Origin of the sequence: Pseudofrankia sp. EUN1h (assembly GCF_001854645.1) — a bacterium.
Lineage (GTDB): Bacteria > Actinomycetota > Actinomycetes > Frankiales > Frankiaceae > Pseudofrankia > Pseudofrankia saprophytica.
Map to the genome: position 1 here is coordinate 37348 of NZ_MBLN01000072.1, position 17972 is coordinate 55319.

At 69.9% G+C, this 17972-nt stretch carries 18 protein-coding genes and 2 pseudogenes; 17 read left to right on the forward strand and 3 right to left on the reverse strand.

Annotation, left to right across the window (positions count from 1 at the left end):
• The first annotated feature begins 27 nt into the window (after positions 1 to 27).
• On the forward strand, positions 28 to 1245 hold the full coding sequence (locus BCD49_RS27895; protein ID WP_071042075.1) for an amidohydrolase family protein: 1218 nt from the start codon (positions 28 to 30) through the stop codon (positions 1243 to 1245).
• Positions 1246 to 1377: 132 nt separating this feature from the next.
• Here BCD49_RS27895 and BCD49_RS46520 read toward each other — a convergent pair whose 3' ends face one another.
• The 3 genes and pseudogenes from BCD49_RS46520 to BCD49_RS45300 form a co-directional block, all read right to left on the reverse strand.
• Positions 1378 to 1617 carry a fibronectin type III-like domain-contianing protein gene (locus BCD49_RS46520; protein WP_083401735.1) on the reverse strand — a complete coding sequence of 80 codons (240 nt, stop codon included), beginning with the start codon at positions 1615 to 1617 and terminating at the stop codon, positions 1378 to 1380.
• A gap of 56 nt (positions 1618 to 1673) precedes the next feature.
• Positions 1674 to 1952: a hypothetical protein gene (locus BCD49_RS44340; RefSeq protein WP_198939468.1), complete on the reverse strand. Its 279-nt coding sequence runs from the start codon at positions 1950 to 1952 to the stop codon at positions 1674 to 1676.
• Between the two features lie 64 nt (positions 1953 to 2016).
• Positions 2017 to 2136: pseudogene (locus tag BCD49_RS45300) on the reverse strand (integrase); the annotation flags it as partial.
• Positions 2137 to 2582: 446 nt separating this feature from the next.
• On the opposite strand from BCD49_RS45300, the pseudogene BCD49_RS46525 reads away from it, so the two are divergent.
• The 16 genes and pseudogenes from BCD49_RS46525 to BCD49_RS27985 all read left to right on the forward strand — a co-directional run.
• A pseudogene (locus BCD49_RS46525) lies at positions 2583 to 2885 on the forward strand (AAA family ATPase); the annotation flags it as partial.
• Positions 2886 to 3043: 158 nt separating this feature from the next.
• A complete protein-coding gene (locus tag BCD49_RS27915; protein WP_158072969.1) occupies positions 3044 to 3469 on the forward strand; it encodes a cupin domain-containing protein in 426 nt (141 codons plus the stop codon).
• A 58-nt stretch (positions 3470 to 3527) separates the two neighbouring features.
• Positions 3528 to 4421, forward strand: coding sequence for an extradiol ring-cleavage dioxygenase class III protein subunit B (locus tag BCD49_RS27920; protein WP_007510951.1), 894 nt, complete (start codon positions 3528 to 3530; stop codon positions 4419 to 4421).
• A complete protein-coding gene (locus BCD49_RS27925) occupies positions 4408 to 4710 on the forward strand; it encodes a hypothetical protein (protein ID WP_007510953.1) in 303 nt (100 codons plus the stop codon). The genes BCD49_RS27920 and BCD49_RS27925 overlap by 14 nt, the downstream gene beginning before the upstream one ends.
• 160 nt (positions 4711 to 4870) lie before the next feature.
• Positions 4871 to 6085 carry an ABC transporter substrate-binding protein gene (locus BCD49_RS27930; protein ID WP_007510955.1) on the forward strand — a complete coding sequence of 405 codons (1215 nt, stop codon included), beginning with the start codon at positions 4871 to 4873 and terminating at the stop codon, positions 6083 to 6085.
• A 14-nt stretch (positions 6086 to 6099) separates the two neighbouring features.
• Positions 6100 to 6972, forward strand: coding sequence for a branched-chain amino acid ABC transporter permease (locus BCD49_RS27935; protein WP_007510957.1), 873 nt, complete (start codon positions 6100 to 6102; stop codon positions 6970 to 6972).
• A complete protein-coding gene (locus tag BCD49_RS27940; RefSeq protein WP_071042078.1) occupies positions 6969 to 9641 on the forward strand; it encodes an ATP-binding cassette domain-containing protein in 2673 nt (890 codons plus the stop codon). Before BCD49_RS27935 ends, BCD49_RS27940 begins: the two co-directional genes overlap by 4 nt.
• Positions 9634 to 10809, forward strand: a complete 1176-nt coding sequence (locus BCD49_RS27945) for an aromatic ring-hydroxylating oxygenase subunit alpha (RefSeq protein ID WP_007513324.1) — start codon at positions 9634 to 9636, stop codon at positions 10807 to 10809. The genes BCD49_RS27940 and BCD49_RS27945 overlap by 8 nt, the downstream gene beginning before the upstream one ends.
• Positions 10806 to 11351 (forward strand): Uma2 family endonuclease, encoded by a 546-nt coding sequence (locus BCD49_RS27950; protein ID WP_071042079.1) that lies wholly within the window; start codon positions 10806 to 10808, stop codon positions 11349 to 11351. Before BCD49_RS27945 ends, BCD49_RS27950 begins: the two co-directional genes overlap by 4 nt.
• Entirely contained in the window at positions 11348 to 12352 is a 1005-nt protein-coding gene (locus BCD49_RS27955; protein WP_007513321.1) for a PDR/VanB family oxidoreductase, read from the forward strand. Before BCD49_RS27950 ends, BCD49_RS27955 begins: the two co-directional genes overlap by 4 nt.
• A 112-nt stretch (positions 12353 to 12464) precedes the next feature.
• Entirely contained in the window at positions 12465 to 13445 is a 981-nt protein-coding gene (locus tag BCD49_RS27960) for an ornithine cyclodeaminase family protein (RefSeq protein ID WP_007513319.1), read from the forward strand.
• Positions 13442 to 14884 (forward strand): NAD-dependent succinate-semialdehyde dehydrogenase, encoded by a 1443-nt coding sequence (locus BCD49_RS27965; RefSeq protein WP_071042080.1) that lies wholly within the window; start codon positions 13442 to 13444, stop codon positions 14882 to 14884. The genes BCD49_RS27960 and BCD49_RS27965 overlap by 4 nt, the downstream gene beginning before the upstream one ends.
• A gap of 47 nt (positions 14885 to 14931) precedes the next feature.
• Positions 14932 to 15267 carry a carboxymuconolactone decarboxylase family protein gene (locus BCD49_RS27970; RefSeq protein WP_027140879.1) on the forward strand — a complete coding sequence of 112 codons (336 nt, stop codon included), beginning with the start codon at positions 14932 to 14934 and terminating at the stop codon, positions 15265 to 15267.
• A complete protein-coding gene (locus BCD49_RS27975; RefSeq protein ID WP_007513310.1) occupies positions 15264 to 16073 on the forward strand; it encodes an alpha/beta fold hydrolase in 810 nt (269 codons plus the stop codon). Before BCD49_RS27970 ends, BCD49_RS27975 begins: the two co-directional genes overlap by 4 nt.
• Before the next feature lie 28 nt (positions 16074 to 16101).
• Complete coding sequence (locus BCD49_RS27980; protein ID WP_007513309.1) at positions 16102 to 17127, forward strand: dihydrodipicolinate synthase family protein; 1026 nt, start codon at positions 16102 to 16104, stop codon at positions 17125 to 17127.
• A gap of 101 nt (positions 17128 to 17228) precedes the next feature.
• Positions 17229 to 17969 (forward strand): GntR family transcriptional regulator, encoded by a 741-nt coding sequence (locus BCD49_RS27985; RefSeq protein WP_007513307.1) that lies wholly within the window; start codon positions 17229 to 17231, stop codon positions 17967 to 17969.
• The last annotated feature ends 3 nt before the right edge of the window (positions 17970 to 17972 follow it).

Here is a 17972-nt window from a genome sequence, read left to right on the forward strand (position 1 = left end):
CCACACAGCGATGACCGAGGAGACAACATGACCGAGACCGGGACGGCAATCCCCAGGCTCTTCGATGCGGACAACCACTACTGGGAGACGAGCGACGCGTTCACGCGTCACCGCGATCCGAAGTTCGCGGACCGCGGGGTCCAGATCAAGGAGGTCGACGGGGTACTCCGTTACCTGGTCGACGGCGTGCAGACCGAGTGGCTTCCCGGCCCGRCCGACGTGCACCCACGTCCGCGCCCGGGCGCGTTCCTGGACTACTTCCRGGGCGGCACCAGCCGAGACGCCTTCGAGTCCGGGTTCACCGAGCAGCCGTCGGACCATCCGGACTGGTACGAACGCGACGCCCGCCTCAGGGTGATGGACGGTCAGGGCGTCGAGGCAACCTGGCTGTTCCCGTCGCAGGGCGTGGTGATCGAGCCGCTGTTACACACTGACATCGAGGCGGCCGTCGAGTGCTACCGCGCCTTCAACCGGTGGCTGCAGGAGCAGTGGGGGTTCGCCTACCAGGACCGCATCTTCGGCGTGCCTTTCATCACCATGTGCGATCCGGACGAGACACTGCGCGAGTTGACATGGTGCCTCGACCACGGCGCCCGGGTGGTGAACATCCGCCACGGCGCCGCCTTCACCCGTGACGGCAACCGGTCACCGGCCGACCCGATGTTCGACCGCTTCTGGCACCTCGCCGCGGAGGCGGGCGTCGTGGTCGCCACCCACGACGGCTCCGACGAGACGTACACACCAGTGCACGAGCTGATGGACGAGGTCTGGGGCGAGGCGCACATGGGCGGGATCGCGCCGGGCGACACCGAGCACCTCGGCCAGTCCTCGACCTTCTCGGGGCTCACCAAGCACCGGATCGTCCACGACTTCGCCTACGTCCTCGTCGCCCACCGGCTCTTCGAGCGATTCCCGACGCTGAAGTTCGCCTTCATCGAGAACGGCGGAGCCTGGGTACCGTCGCTCCTGCTCGCCCTCGACTACCTGGCCCACGGCGGGGGCTTCAAAACCAGCCCACGCGACCAGTTCATCGAGCACTGCTGGGTCGCGCCCTTCGTCGAGGAGAACGTCCCCGACCTCGCCCGCTTCCTGCCGGTCGAACGCATCCTCTTCGGCTCCGACTGGCCCCACGGCGAAGGCTTCCCCGCACCGAAGGACTTCCTCACCAACGTCGCCGACTTCACCCCCGCCGAACAGCGCCGCATCATGTATGACAACGCCAGGGAACTCACCTTCCCCCGCTGAGGTACTCCCGATCGAGAGGCGCATCGTCCGGCCCCGTCTCTGTGGCTGCCCCGGGGCTCGTGACTCGACGGGAGGGCGAGATCTTCTGCTTGTCGCGGCAGCCTTGTAGCGAGCAGGCGGGCGGCGACTGGATCAAGGGAGAACCTTGAGTTCGACCGAATGCGTGTCGGCGGCGTTCGGTCCTACCATCACATCCACGGTTCCGGCCCCGACGGTGTGCTCCATCCTGCTGTCCCAGATCCCCAGCTGCGCCGGCCCGATGACGAACCTGACGGTGGCGCTCTGCCCGGCCTCGAGGCGAACCCGCAGGAAGTCGTCGTGGGTCTGTTGTACGGGGTCTCCGACCAGGTAGTTGACGACGTTGGCGGCGATCCTCGGACGCTTCTTCTGCGCCGCGGAGTCAGCTACTACTGGTGACTAGTCAAACATCAATCTTGGTCCAAGAGTGCGGGCGCTGTGTCTCTCCCAGGCACGCCAGCGTGGCTTGGAGAGGTGTGGGCGGCTGTCGCGGGCACTGGTCCGGGGTACAGCGCCGGCCCGAGCCACCGCCGGAGGTACCCGCGGAGCTCGTCGCGGGAGCGAGGTCRCTCCAGCGGAGCGATGACCATGGACTGGATGATCCGGAGCAGGAACTCGACGAGTTCGTCGAGCGTCTGGTCGTCGTAGCCGAGGGCGGCCCAGTCGACGCGGGTGTCCACGACGATCATCCGGCAGCGCGCGATGGCGGTCGACGTCAACATCTGGCGGCTGAAGAGCTCCGCTCGTCCRCTGGACCGCCACCTCATGGCGCAGCACCAGCAGTTCTGCCGTCCTAGCCGCGTCGCTGCGCGTCAGCAGCACGAGCCAGCCGAACACTCGCACCATGATCAGATAGATGAGCCGCACCGCCACGAGACACGATCATCCACTAAGGCGCGTGGTAGCGGAGCCGCAGGTCAGCGGCCCGGAATCGAGCTCTGGCACGGTACAAGGTCCAGTGGCGGCTGACCAGGTCTCGGTGCCAGCGCAGCACGGTTGCGGGGTGACGAGGAACGCCGACCAGCGCGACCGGGGGAGAAGCTGAGCAGCGTGGCCAACAGAATCCGATCGGCTTGGGTGTATCGCGGCCGGGCGACCTGACGGTGTAGCACTGCCAACTGATGGCGCAGGGCGGCGATCTCGACGTCCTTCTCCTCGGGCCGACCGCCGAATCCGGCCGCGCTGAGCAGTCTGCGCATCAGCGGGAACACCACCGTCGACACCATGACTCACCATGATCTCCGACGGCTGTCCGCCCAGCTCAGGGCCCCTGACCGTCGATTTGCACCCCACACGGCTGGCGACGCCGATCCGCGGCGCTGTTCAGTGAAGAATTCCTGCTGGCGCGACCCTTGCTGGAAGCAATCCTGGCCGCGGAGCCGCTAGTATTTCTGATCGACGAGATTGACCGAGTGGAGGTCGAGACCGAGGCTCTGCTGTTGGAGGTCCTGTCGCACTTTCAGGTCACCATTCCCGAGCTCGGCACGATGCGGGCCCGCAGCCAGCCACAGGTGTTCCTGACATCCAACGGCACCCGCGAGCTCTCCGACGCGCTGCGACGTCGTTGCCTCTTTCTTCCGGTCAACTACCCCGACACCGCGCGAGAATCCGAGATCCTCTTACCTGACCACACTGGCGATCACGTCGTCTCGCGAGAAATTGCATCTGCGGTAGGGGTCGCATGCCCGGCCGTTGCTCCAACCCAATTACCGCGGACGTGCTCTTGCCAACCGGCGGCGGCTATGGGAGCCTGCCGGACCTCATCGCAGGAGGAGCACACGTGACGGATCGCAGAGATACCCCTGTGCGGCATATCGATCGCGACGCCTTCGTGGCCCGCGCCGCCGACGAACGTCTTTCGCTGCCGCTGCTCGATCGGGCCACCGGCGCCGACCGCGTCTCAGCAAGTCTTATTCGCACGCCGACGGGTGGAGGCTYCCCAGAAGGGCTCCACACGCACGCGTTCGAGCAGATCTTCTACGTCCTCGAAGGCCTGATGCACCTGGAGATCGACGAAGAGCGCCACGTCGCTGGCCCAGGGAGTCTGGTCGTCTTCCCGGAGGGCGTCCCGCACCGCAACTGGGCTCCGGAGGGGCCCACCCTCCACCTGTCGATCAACGTACCGCCTCCCGCGGAAGGAGTTCCGGTGGCCGTACCGGTGGCGGCGCCGGTGGAGCGTAAGGGCTGGCTGAGGCCCTCGTCGTGACCCTTGACACTCCATCCGAAGTGGATACAGTTGTCACTACCGAGGTCGAGGAGGACCCATGAGCGACGTGGTTGCGGCGGTGGCGACGGTGCACGCACCGTTCATCACCGGTCTGCCGCAGCTCGCCCCGGACGATCAGCGGACCGCGGTCTACGACGGGTTCGCTCGCCTGCGCGAACGCCTCACGGCAGCCCGCCCCGACGTTCTGGTCGTGCTGTCGAGCGAACACATCACGAACATTCTGTCGACGAACGTCCCTCCCTTCGTCGTCGGGATCGGCAGCACGCACGCCTGTATCCCGGAGTTCAATCTTCCCGACGCAAAGATCCCCGGGGCGCCGGACTTCGCGCGCGCGTTCGTCCACTTCGCCTATGAGAACGACTTCGACGTCGCGCACTCGAGCGAGCTCGTTCTCGACCACGGTGTCGGGCTGCCGCTGCATCTCCTCCGCCCTGAGAACGACGTGCCGGTGGTTCCCGTGCTGCAGAACACGATCTGGTCGCCCATGCACACAGCCAGACGTGCCTATGACTTCGGCGTCCTGCTCCGCGCCTTCATCGAGCAGGACCCCGCCGGTCGGCGCGTCGCTCTCGTTGCCGCCGGAGGCATCTCACACTGGGTTGGCAACGCGCGGCACGGTGATCTGAACGTCGAGTTCGACGAGTGGTTCATCGGGCATCTGCGGGCCGGAGATCTCGAGGCGCTCCGRACGATGAGCCAGGAACAGATCGACGAGGGCGGGGACGGCGCCAACGAGATCCGGAGCTGGATCTCGGTCGCGGCGGCGATGTCCGACTGCCGAGTCGAGTCGATCGTCGAGGAAAGTTTCATTCCCGGCTGGAACGTCGGGGGGTACCAGGTCGCGTGGGACGTGGCCGGGCCGCGCGAGGCGAAAGCAAGACCGACTAGTCAGGTGCGGCCGGCCGGAGGTGAGTTCGATGGCGGTCACTGAGATCGAACGGCTGATCCGCGATCGCCACCGCTCTCCCGACCCGGTTCGCCTCGCCCCGTTGCGGGACAAATTCCTGGACGGCTATCGCCTTGAGGCCGAGGAGCGCGCGGCCATCCTGGCGAAGGACTACGCATGGCTACATCGCCACGGTGTGCATCCGATGGCGGTGCTTTTTCTCAGTCAGGACAACCGCGAGCCGATGGCCTCCTACCTCGCGGCCATCGGCGCCGGGTCCGAGCGCGTCGACCAGCTTGGCTCGCTGTTCTCGAAGGCCACGTCGAAGCGATAGCCACGGCCGGGCCGGCAGCGGCCGCCGACACCAACACCGCATTCAGCAGCGATACCGAACTCGGCGGACCACCGTGATCGACGGGTGGTCCGCGGTGGCAGCCCGTCCGACATCGGCCGCACCGATGGCGCCGGTCCACGCAGAGCCCTGGAGGCACCTCATGAAAGCAAGATTCGCCGACGCCGTCGGCCGTCGGCCTGGTCGCGTACGTCGGCTGGGCACGCTGGCGGCGGCGCCGGTCGCCGCCGCGGTGTGCCTGGCGGCCTGCTCGAACGGGGGTGGCGACTCCGGCGCGGCGGCGGGCGGCGGCGGCGACTCCTGGGTCATCGGCGGGATCGTCGACCAGACGGGCTCGGCGGCGAACGCCGGCGCGGCGTCGAAATTAGCGTTCCAGTTATGGGTCGACAAGTTCAACGCCGAGGGCGGCGCCGGTGGGCGCAAGCTCGAGGTCAAGTACTGCGACTCGAAGAGCACGCCGGCCGGCGGGGCGCAGTGCGCCGCACAGGTCGGCTCGGTCAACTCCCATGTCGTCGTCCTGATGACCGGTCTTCCTGCCGCGCAGAGCGCGCAGACGCGGCTGGCGAACCAGGTGTCGCTGTCGATCATCCCGGTGATGCTGCCCAAGGGCGGCAGCAAGTCCTTCCAGGTCGTCCCCCTGTTCGGCACCGTCGTGCAGCCCATGATCGCGATGGCGAAGTCGAACAACATCGGAACGCTCGGTGTGATCTACACGAGCGACAGCTCGGGCACCGCACAGCTCGCGGCGATCAAGGCCGCTGCCGCGAGCGCTGGTCTCTCCGTGGTCGCGTCTCCGATGGAGCCCACCGCGACGGACGTGACCCCGCAGCTCGTGCAGCTACGGTCCCAGGGCGCCGGTCTCGTCTTCTCCGCGACGCTGGGCAGCCCGACCAACGTGGTCCTGTCCTCGGCGGGGACCCTCGGCCTCACGCTCCCCGTGGTCGTCGGCAACGGCAACGTGACCAACAACTTCCTGCGGTCCCTCTCGGGCGGGGTCCCGAAGAACCTCTTCGGCATCGCCACCATGGCGAAGGGCTCGGCGTTCCCGCCCGCGGTGACGAAGGAATGGACCAGCTTCCAGGCCGACTACCAGCAGGCGATCGGTAAGCCGGTCGACTCCGTCGGCTCCTCGTTCGCCTACGCGAGCTGCCTGATGAAGGCGGCGATCGACGACACGAAGGCCAGCTCGGCCGACGCCATCCAGAAGTACCTGCTGAGCAAGACCACGACCTGCCTCGGGTCGCCGCTGACCTTCTCGAATCCCGCCCTGAACGTCGCGTCCGGCGTGCCGACGCAGGTGGTCAAGGCGACCGACGAGGCCGGTGGCAGCTGGGTCCCCGTGGGCGAGAACTTCTAAGGGCCGGATCGACCATGACTCTGGCGCTTCAAACCCTGTTCTCGTCGCTGGCCAACGGGTCGCTGTTCGTGCTCATGGGCGCGGGCATCGTCCTGTGCTACCGCAGCTCCCGGGTCGTGAACCTGGCCCACGGCGAGAGCTTCGCCGTGGCCGGGCTGGTCATCGCGAAGCTCGTGGCCGCCGGTCTGGCCCTGGCGCTGGCCGGCGTGATCGGGCTCGCCGCGGCGGTCGCGCTGGCCCTGTTCCTCGAACGGGTGATCCTCCGTCCCCGCCTGGACTGGCAGCCGGGGCGGCTCATCATCGTGGCCCTCGGCTTCGCGGTACTCGTCGAAGGGGTGCTCAACGTCGCCTTCGGCGCGGACGCACGCAACTTCCCGGCCATGCTCACGGGTTCGCCGATCCGGATGCAGGGGGCGGCGATCAGTCGCCAGGCCGTTCTCGCGGTCGGGGTCGCCGTCGTCGTGCCGCTCGCGCTGGCCGCGTTCTTCCGCTGGACGACCACCGGGAAGGCCATGACCGCAAGCGCCGAGTCGCCACGGGCCACGGAGCTGCTCGGGGTCAACACGGCGCGGCTGCGGCAGCTGTCCTTCGGCCTCGCCGGCGCGATCGGGGCGCTCAGCGCCCTGCTCATCGTCCCGGCCACCGGAATCAGCTACAACAGCGGGCTCGCCGTCACGCTCAACGGGTTCGTCGCGGCCGCCTTCGCGAACATGACCAGCGTGACGCGGGTGCTCTGGGGAGGCCTCGCTCTCGGGCTCGTCCAGGGCATCGTCGGGGCGTACTGGAATCCGCTGTACCAGGTGCCGGTCGTCCTCGGGGGCGTCCTGCTCGCCGGCGTCGTCCTGCTCAGCCGGGGCGTCCGATTCGGTGGGGTCAGCCGCGCATGACCACACCAGCGGTCCACACCGGCCCGTCCGGCGCGACGGGCACACCGCTGCGCAGGGCGCAGCGCGCCGACGGCCGAGACCGGCTGCGGCAGCTCGCGACGCATCGGGGCGCCGCGTTCGCCGTCGCCGTCCTCGCCTTCTTCAGCCCCTGGTACGGCCTGACGGGTCTCAACCTGACCCTCATGACCCTGGTCTGCATCTACGGCATCGCCGCGACCGGGCTGAACCTGATGCTCGGCTACGGGGGCATGCTGTCCCTCGGCGGCGCCATCTTCATGGGCGTCGGCGCCTACACCACGGCGATCGCGCACCTCACCTTCGGGTGGCCGGTCCTGGCGGCCGCCGGCCTGGGCGTCGTCTTMTGCGCGCTGGCCGCGCTGCTGCTCGGACTCCTGCTCGTGCGTCTTTCCGGGCACTACTTCGGGGTCGCCACGCTCGGCCTGTCGTTCGCGTTCAGCTCCCTGCTTCTCGCACTGCCTGGGACGGGTGGCGGGACCGGCTTCGTCTCGCTGCCCGAACTCGACCTCGGGGTGACCCGGCTGTCCACCGCGACCGACTGGTACGTCGCCTCGGTCGTCCTGGTGGCCGTCGTGCTGCTCGCGATGAGCTGGACCGTAGCGGGCAAGCGGGGCCGGCTCTTCCGCCTCGTCCGGAACGACGAGCTGGCCGCGTCCGTGCTCGGGGTGCCCGTGGCGCGGACCAAGGTGCTGCTGTTCACCATCGGCGGCACCTTCACCGGCATCAGCGGGGTGCTGCTGTTCACCTCGCAGGGCCTGGTCAGCCCGGACAGCGTGTCGGTGGTGACGTCCGTGCAGCTGACGATGCTGGTGGTCATCGGGGGTACGGGACTTCGCCTGGCCGGCGTCGTCGGCGCCTTCGTCATCTACTGGCTCCAGTCCGGGCTCGGCGGCTTCGGCGACTACGAGCTGCTCGTGTACGGCGTCGTCCTGCTCGGTGTCGTGCTGTACCTGCCGACCGGGGTGGAGGGCGCCGCGATCGCGGGGTGGCGCCGCCTCGTCCGGGACCGCGCGCACACCCGGGTCGCCGCGCGCGAGAGCGCGCTGCCGACGGTCGCGCGGACCGCGGACACCGCTCCCCGGCACGCCGGCGACCTCCTGGTCCGCAACGCCCACCGCAGCTTCGGCTCGGTCGTGGCCCTCGACGACGTCAGCGTCGACGTGCGCGCCGGGGCGGTGACCGCGGTCATCGGCGCCAACGGCGCCGGAAAGAGCACCCTGGTGAACGTCATCTCGGGCATCGAGCGGCTCGACCGCGGGACGATCACCCTCGGACCGGACGACATCGCGCAGGTCGGACCGGCGGGACGCACCCGCCGGGGGATCATCCGCACGTTCCAGGTGCCCCGCCTGGTCGGCGACCTGTCCGCGCTCGACAACATCGTCGTCGGCCCCGAGGCGTCGCACCGGCCGCTGCTGCGCAGGAGCCCGCGCGGCGAGCGGGACGGCCGAGCGCGGGCCGCGGCGACGCTGGCCAGCCTCTCGCTCGACCATCTCGCGCTCCGGCCCGCGGCCACGCTGTCGACGGGCGAGCGCAAGTACGTCGAGCTCGCCCGCGCGGTCTTCTCCTCCGCCTCGGTCCTCCTGCTGGACGAGCCGGCGGTCGGGCTGTCGGCGCCGGAGGTGGAGGCGCTGCGTACCTGGCTCGAACAGCTCCGCTCGGCCGGTGCCGCGATCCTGGTGATCGACCACAACCTCGACTTCATCAGGGACATCGCCGACCACGTGTACGCGATGGAGAACGGGCGGGTGACGTGGAGCGGCCGGGCGGCCGACCTCGCGACCCCCGACCGTCGTCCCGCCGCCGTGGCCGCCGGCGGGCGCGCCCCGCGGCCGGGCACGGCGCCGACGGTGACGCGGCCGCGGGCGGCAACGGCAACGGCAGCGGCGACCGCGGCCGGGGCCACTGGGAACGAGGCGAGATCCGGCCGCGGCGCCGAGCTGACGGTGCGGGGCCTCAGCGCCGGATACGGGCAGATCACCGTGATCCGCGAGGTGACCGTCACCGCGCGTGCCGGGGAGGTGCTGGGGGTCATCGGCCCGAACGGGGCGGGCAAGTCGACGCTGCTGTCCGCGATCGCCGGGGCCAACCGCACCGCCCGGGGCCGGATCGCGCTGGACGGTGCGAGCATCGAGCGACTGCCGAGCCACCGGCGCCTCGGGGCGGGGCTCGCCCTGGTTCCCGAGGGACGGCAGGTCATCGGCTCCCTCAGCGTCGAGGCCAATCTCGCCATCACCGAGGTCGGCAGCGGCCGCGCCCGGACGGACGAGCCCTTCGAGGTCCGACGCGCCCGCGTCTACGAGCTGTTCCCGCGCCTGGCCGAGCGGGCGGCCGTCCCTGGCGCGGTCCTGTCCGGCGGCGAGCAGCAGATGCTCGCGATCGGCCGCGCCCTGATGACCTCACCCGACGTCCTGCTGCTCGACGAACCGAGCCAGGGCCTGTCGCCAGCCATGGTCGACGTCCTCACCGACGCGTTGGCRCAGCTCAGGGGAACGATGACCCTGCTCGTCGTCGAGCAGAACAGGACAGTGCTCGACCGGCTCGCCGACCGGACCGTGCGCATGACGTCCGGCGCCCTGGTCACCGGTGAAACCGTCGGGGCCGACGCAATGCCCGCCATCGGCACGGCAGAAAGGACCCCTCATGACTGACAACATGTCGGCGGCGATCGAGAAGCTCGGTGGCCGCCGGGTCGTCGACAACCGTGTGTACACCGACCAGCGGACCTACGACCGCGAGGTCGAGCGCATCTTCCTGCGGTCCTGGCTGTTCGTCGCGCACGAGTCCGAGATCGCCAACACCGGCGACTTCGTCACCACCACCCTGTTCGGCAATCCGCTGCTCATCACCCGCGACCGGGAGAACAAGGTCCATGCCTTCCTGAACGTGTGCCGGCACCGGGGAAGCATGCTCGTCGACGAGGCGCGCGGGCACTGTTCGGCCTTCCGTTGCCCCTACCACTTCTGGGTCTACTCGCTGACGGGCGACCTGGTCGGCATCTCGCAGGAGGCGGCGTACGACGGGACCGGCTTCGAGAAGGAGAACTACCCGCTCATCGAGGTCGACTGCTCCATCGAGCTCGGGCTGGTCTTCGTCAACCTGTCCAAGGAGCACGGGACGCTGCGTGCGTGGCTGGGCGAGGAGCTCCTCGAGACGATGGCGAAGCCACTCGGTCTGGCCGAGTTCGCGGTCATCAACAGCAACCCGCCCCAGCCGATACCGGTGAACTGGAAGGTCGTGACGGAGAACGGCCGCGACGGGTACCACGTGCCCTTCGTCCACCCGTTCCTGCGCAAGGCCAGCCCGCCGGGGCCCTACCGGCTCTTCGCGAACGGCCACGCGGTGCAGCAGCTCGGGGCGGACCCGGCCGGCTTCGACCCCGCCGACTGGGAGTACGTCGCGACGAACCCCTTCCCGGGGCTGGAGGTCGGCGACGGCTGGATCGTCAACCTGTTCCCGGACACGATGATCATGCTGCGCTGGAACATGATCTCGATCGATTTCCTTCGCGTCCTGTCGCCGACGGAGTCGGTGATGGAGAACCGCACGCTGGGACTGGCGTCCGACGACGACGACGTGCGTGAGGTGCGACGCCGCAACCAGCGCTACTGGTTCGCCAATCCCATCGAGGAAGAGGACGCGCCGGTCTTCCTGAAGCAGCAGGCCGGCGTCTCCGCCCCGCTCCTGCGCTTCAGCGTGATCGCCCGCGGAGCCGACGCGACGACCGGCACACGCGGCGACGACAACCGGCTGCGTCAGTTCTGGGACGCCTGGCGCGACATGATGGGACTCGACGAGAACTCGGGTGACGGGCTATGACGCTCGATCGGCCCGACGACCTGTTCCGAGGCGAGACCGGGCGCTACGAGCTGATAGACGGCGCGCCGTTCGTGYGCGCCGAGCCGACGCCGTTGCTGATGCGGGCCATCAACCAGATCGCCGACGCCCTCACCGACGCGCTGCGCACGACGTCGAGTCTCGTCGTCGCCGTCTTCCGCCCGTTCGATCTCGATGCCCGCAACCATGTGGTCCCGGCGATCTCCCTCGTCCGCGACGGCGCGCCTGTTCCGGAGACGGTCATCGAACTGCGGGTCGAGTCCACCGCCCGGTTCGCGCTGGGACCCAAGCGGCTGCTCTACGGACGCGCGGGCATCGCCGAGTACTGCTTCGCCGACCCGCAGGCGGGGCGGATGCGCGTCATGCGGCCCGCGCCGGCCCGCCACGACTACGCGTGGCCGGCCCGCGACCTGCTCCCGGGCGAGTCCTACGAGCCGCTGTGCTGCCCCGGCGTGGCCGTGCCCGTCGACGTCCTGTTGCCTGACTATCTGCGCCGGAGCCCGGTGGGGAGCGTGGCCGCATGACCACGAACACCGCCCCTGCGACCACGAACGCCGTCCCCGCGACCGTCCAGCGGCTCGTGGTCAGGGTCGCCGACGTCACGCGGGTCAGCGCCGATGTCGTCCTGCTACGGCTCGTCGACCCGGCGGGGGCGCCGCTTGCCGAGTGGAGCGCCGGGGCGCACGTGGACGTGGTCCTTCCGTCGGGGCTGGTCCGCCAGTACTCGCTGTGTGGCCTGCCCGACGACCGCGACGGGTACACGATCGCCGTCCGCCGCGAGGCGCAGGGGCGGGGAGGCTCGCGGGAGATCCACGACAGTGTGGGAATCGGGTCCAGACTGACGGTGAGCGCGCCGCGCAACACCTTCGCTCTCGTCCCCGCGGCGCGATACGTGCTCGTCGCTGGCGGCATCGGCATCACCCCGATCCTGGCGATGTGCCGCGCCCTGCACCGCGCCGGCGCGCCCTGGACGCTGTACTACGGCGGGCGCAGCCGGCGGGCCATGGCGTTCGTCGACGAGCTTCGTGCCCTGGATCCCTCGCGGGTCCATGTCGTGCCCGAGGACGAGGCCGGACCGCTCGACCTGGCCGGGATCGCGCGCGGCCTCCGGCCCGGCACCGAGATCTACTGCTGTGGGCCCGAGGGCCTGCTCACCGCCCTCGAGGGCGCCGTGGCGACGCACCTGCCGGGCGGACGCGTACACACGGAGCGATTCAGCGCGGGCCGGCCTGTCGAGCCCGCTCATGTCGACGACGAGACGAGCTTCGACGTCGAGCTGCGGCGCAGTCGCATCACCGTCACCGTTCCGCCGGGCCGCACCGTCCTCGACGTCGTCGCCGAGGTCGTCCCGACGGTCGTCTCCTCGTGTGAGGAGGGCTTCTGCGGCACCTGCGAGACCCGCGTGCTCGACGGCGTCCCGCTCCACCGCGACGTGATCCTGAGCGACGAGGAGCGCGACCGCGGTGACCGTATGTACATCTGCGTCTCCAGAGCACGCTCACCGCGGCTCGTCCTGGATCTCTGAATCCCCAGGGATCTCCGAGCTCGAGGGGGGCAGCAGCGCCGCCGCCCGGCCGCCGGCCCGATACCGACCTGGACGAGAACGTCGTCCGGGCGCCTGATCCGAAAGCGAACCCATGCTGATACTCCGCCACGACGACGTCGCCTCGACCCTGACGATGGAACTGGCCATCGACGCGATGAGAGATGTCTTCTGTTTACAGTCGGAGGGCCTTGCCGACACGCCCCGGCGGCTGGACGTCCCCGCGGGCGGCGGATGGCTGCGGCTGATGCCCGTCGCTATCGGTGGGCTGAACACCTTCGGCTTCAAGGCGATGAACCTCGCTCCGCGGGTCGGGGTCCGGTACGCCATCTGGATCTATGACCTCCCGTCAGGGGAGCTGCGCGGCATCCTCGACGCTCGACTGATCACCGCCATGCGGACCGCCGCCAGCACGGCGGTCGCGACCGACCTGATGGCCCGCAAGAACGTCGACCGCCTGGCTGTCATCGGGACCGGCGCCGAGGCCCGGCACCATCTCGCCGCCATGCGCCTCGTCCGGCCGGCCAGCCAGGTGGCCGTCTACAGCCGGTCGAGCGCGAACCGCGCCGCGTTCGTCACGGACATGGCCGACCCGCTCGTCGACGAGCTGGTCGCCTGCTCCAGCGTCGAGGAGGCGGTGGACGGCGCCGATCTGGTCGTCCTCGCCACCAAGTCGCCGACTCCGGTGCTGGCCGCCTCGCACCTGCGGGCGGGCATGCACGTCAACTCGATCGGCGCGGCCCGTGGAGACCAGTACGAGCTCACCACCGACGCCTTCGCCCGTTTCGACGCGATCGTGTGCGACTCCGCCGTCCAGGTGTTCAGCGAGGCTGGCGACGCCATCGTGGCCCGTCGGGCTGACGAGGGGTTGTTCACCGCCGCGGCGAACCTGTCCGACGCCGTCGCGCGCCGAGTACGCGGTCGCAGCCACGACGACGACATCACGCTCTACAAGTCGGTCGGCCTGGCCACCCAGGACGTCGCGCTCGCGCATGCCGTCCTGGCCCGGGCCGAGCAGGCGGGCCTCGGCACGGACGCCGGAGATCTTCTCTCGCTCAAGGCGGTCGGCCGATGACTTCCACGACGGCTACGGCCCACCAGTTGCTGATCGGTGGCCGGTGGACCGCGGCATCGGAGGGAACGAGCTTCTCGGTGACCGATCCGGCCACCGAACGGGTGATCGCCGACGTCGCCTCGGCCGGCCCGGCGGACGCGCTGGCCGGGATCGACGCCGCGCAGCGCGCGGGCGCCGACTGGGCGGCCGTCAGCCCTCGCCAGCGGTCCGTCCTTCTGCGGCGTGTGTATTCGACGGTGATGGCCGAGGCCGACGAGCTGGCCGACCTCATCGTCGCCGAGAACGGCAAGGTGCGCGCCGACGCGCTGGCCGAGGTCCGGTACGCCGCGGAGTTCTTCCGCTGGTACGCCGAGGAGGCCGTGCGCAACTACGGGCAGCTGCTGTCCGCCCCGGACGGCGGCGCCGACATCGTCGTGCGGCACCAGCCGATCGGGACAGYCCTGCTCGTCACACCCTGGAACTTCCCGTTGGCGATGGCGACGCGCAAGATCGCRCCGGCGCTCGCGGCCGGCTGCGGCACGCTGCTGAAGCCAGCCGAGGAGACTCCGCTGACCGCCCTCGCCCTGGGACGGATCCTCGCGCGCTGCGACATCCCCGACGGGCTCGTGAACATCCTGCCCACGGCGGACCCCGGCCCGCTGGTGGAGGCGGTTCTGCGGGACCCGCGGGTGCGCAAGCTCAGCTTCACCGGCTCGACCGAGGTCGGGCGGCTGCTGCTGCGACAGGCGGCCGATCAGGTGATCAGCTGCTCCATGGAGCTGGGGGGCAACGCCCCGTTCCTCGTGCACGCCGACGCGGACGTCGCGGCCGCGGTCGACGGCGCCATGGTCGCCAAGATGCGCAACGGCGGCCAGGCCTGCACGGCGGCGAACCGGTTCTACGTGCACCGGCGGGTGGTGGCCGAGTTCACCGAACGGTTCGCCGAGCGGATGCGGTCGGTCTCGGTGGGGCCGGGCAGCCGCGCCGGCGTCGACCTCGGCCCCGTCATCAACCGTCGCGCACAGGTCTCGATGGGCACGACCGTCGCCTCGCTCACGCAGGCCGGCGCGCAGGTCGTGACCGGCGCCGCCGAACAGCGGCCCGGCTGGTTCTACGCCCCCACCGTCCTCGCCGACGTGCCGCCCGAGGCCGACGCGCTCCGCCACGAGATCTTCGGTCCGGTCGCGCCGGTCGTGACCTTCGACGACGCGGACGAGGCCGTCGCGCTCGCGAACGACACCGGGTACGGCCTGGCGGCCTACCTGTACACCCGTGATCTCCGGCTCGCCACGCACTGCTCCGAGGCGCTCGAGTTCGGCATGGTCGCCGTCAACCGCGGCCTGCTCTCCGATCCCGCCGCGCCCTTCGGCGGCATGAAGGGCAGCGGCCTCGGGCGGGAGGGCGGCCACGACGGGCTCCTGGAGTTCACCGAGACCAAGTACGTGAGCGTCGCGCGATGACCGCGCCACCGCGTACGCGCCCATCCACGGAGAGGACATCGAGTTCTGTGCCCACGACCGAACTGGGAAAGCTCGCCGCCGTGCTGCCGGACCTCGCCGACGGGTTCCGCCACCTCCGGCGCGAGGCCCTGAAGGCCGGCCCGCTCACCGACGAGACGATCGAGCTGATCGTGGTCGCCGGCCTGGCGGCCACACACCGGCGCGACGCGCTGCGCGTGCATATCACGCGCCTGCTGGACATGGGTGTCGAGCAGGCGGCCATCGCGCACGCTCTCGTCGCCTGTTTCGGCGCCGCGACGACCCTGACGGAGACCGTCGACGGGCTGGGCGTGCTGTCCGGGTGCGTGCGAGAGCACGGCGGGGCGCCGGAGTCCACGTCGTGACCGAGGTCGCGACGATGCTCCTCGCCCACGAGCGGCACGACGCCGGCTCCCGAGGCGACACCGGGGGCGACACCGTCCCGCTTCTCCTGCTGCACTCGCTCGCCCTCGACCGGCGCGTCTGGGACGGCCTGCTGCCCACGCTGCGCCGTCGCCGACCGGTCGTGACCGTCGACCTGCGCGGGCACGGGGCCTCGCCGCCGAGCCCGGACTTCACGATCGAGCAGATGGCCGACGACGTCGCCGCGACACTGGACGCGGCCGGGATCGGGCGGGTCGCCGTCGCGGGCCTCTCGCTGGGAGGGTCGGTGGCCCAGGCCTTCGCGAGCCGCGACGTCGACCGGACGGTTGCCCTGGCGCTCATCGACACCACCGCCTGGTACGGGCCCGACGCGCCGCAGCAGTGGGGGCAGAGGGCCGCCAAGGCGCACGCCTCCGGCATGCGATCACTGGCGGAGTTCCAGCTCGACCGTTGGTTCTCCGACGGTTTCCGGCAGGAGCACCCGCGGCTGTGCGAGGAGCTGCTGGACCGCTTCGCTCGCAATGACCTGCCGTCGTACGAGGCGACCTGCCGGGCGCTCGGCGCGTTCGACCTGCGCGACCGGGTCACCGAGATCAGCGCACCGACCCTGGTGATCGTCGGCAGCGACGACCCGGCGACGCCGCCGAGCCACGCACAGGACCTCTGCGAGCGGATTCCCGGCGCCTCACTGCATGTGCTGCGAGGCGCTCGCCACCTCACCCCCGTCGAGCGCCCCGAGGAGGTCGGTGGACTGCTCGAGACGTTCTTCACCTCCCACCACGCCTGACATCGGGCTCATCGAAAGGACAGCCACCATGGCGCAGTACACGAAGAGCACCGCCAAGGACTGGGCGCTCGACAACCTCAAGGGCGTCTGCAACGTCATCATGCCGAGCTTCCGGCAGGACCTCAGTGGCCTCAACGAGGCCGCGATCCGCCATGACGTGCGCCGGAACATGGAGCTCGGCTTCTCCGGCGGCCTGCTCGTCTCCGAGGCCGGCACCACCCTCGACGAGATGCGCCGGTTCATGGAGGTCGCCGTCGACGAGGCGGGCGGCCAGCACCAGATCCTGCTGCACGGCGCGTTCGACACCTCGCGGGACATCATCGCGATGTGCAAGGCGGCCGAGGACGCCGGTGTGGACGCCGTGCTGCTCGGACACCCGAACAGCTTCTATCCACGCACCGCCCAGGACATCATCGACTACACGAGCCACATCTGCGACGCCACCGAGCTCGGTGTCATCCTGTTCTGCGCCGTGCATTTCAACTTCCAGCGCGTGGACCCGAGCGGATATCCGCTGGACGCGATCGAACACCTCGTCGACAACGTGCCCAACGTCATCGGCGTCAAGTACGAGGTGGGTCGGCCCGGCGTCGTCGGAAACGCCGAGTGCTTCCGGCGCCTGGCCGGCAAGCCGGTGGTGGTCTCGGACCCGTTCGAGGCGAATGCGCCGGTGTGGACGGAGTTCTTCGACATGCAGTGGGTGGGCACGTCGAACTACGAATACTACGGAAACTCCGTGCCGCTGATGTTCGACCTCCTGAAGAAGGGGGATCGGGAGAGCGCGCTGGAGCTCTACTGGAAGATCCAGCCCGCGCGGGTCATGCGGGCGAACATCCAGGCCGAGCTCGGGGGTGCCAACTTCATTCACCGTTATCTTTGGAAGTACCAGGGCTGGCTCAACGGATACAACGGCGGCCCGCTGCGCCAGCCCGCGATGAAGCTGGCCGACGGCCAGATGCGCCGTGCTGCCGATGGGCTCATCAAGTCCGGCATCATCGACAGCCAGCCCGACGACCTCGGCGCGTATTTTCAGGGCCGGGTCACGGACCAGTGACAGGCGCGCCAGTACGATGAGCATGAAGTGCTGTACGTTGCCGCCGCCGGTATTCGCCGGCGGCGACGATACATGGCCGTCACGGCAGGCGGCGTCCGGGCATGCCCCGGGCGCGCCTGCCGGTGCCTGGCGGCGGCGACACGATCGAGGCGGTCGGCATGGCTGAGAACGGCGTGGTCCGTCGTCAGACCATGGCTGACGACATCTACCAGCTGGTGCGCGAGCAGGTGCTCGACGGCACGCTCGCCGTCGGTGTCGAGCTGAACCAGGTGCACCTCGCGCGCGAGCTCAACGTCAGCCGCGTACCGGTGCGCGAGGCGCTGCGGCGCCTGCAGGCCGAGCGGCTCATCGAGGGCACCCCGTTCCAGCGCTACGTCGTCACGGGGATCAGCCCCGACGCGCTGATGGAGCTGATCGACCTGCGGGAGCACCTTGAGGTGTTCGCCGTCCGCCGCCAGACCGACAGACTCTCGCGGGCCGGGTCCTCGGCCCTGTTCGCCGCGAACAGAAAGCTCGCCGCGGTCAAGGATCCCGAATCCTGGTTCCAGGGCGACATCGCGTTGCACACCCTGCTGAACGGCGCCGGGACCGAGGCCAGCCGCATCGTGCAGGACATCCGCGACCGCGTGCACCGTTACGTCAGATCGGTCGTCTCGAGTCCTGGTCGGCGGCAGGAGGCCTGCGCCGAACACCATCTGATCATCGAGGCGATGGCGGCGGGCGACGCCGACGAGGCAGAGCGGGTGCTACGGACCCATATCCGGCATACGCGCGACATGCTAGCGAGGCATTTCACGCCGCCCGCCGCCGGCCTCGGCGGCGGACCGAGCGAGGAGGCCTGAGCG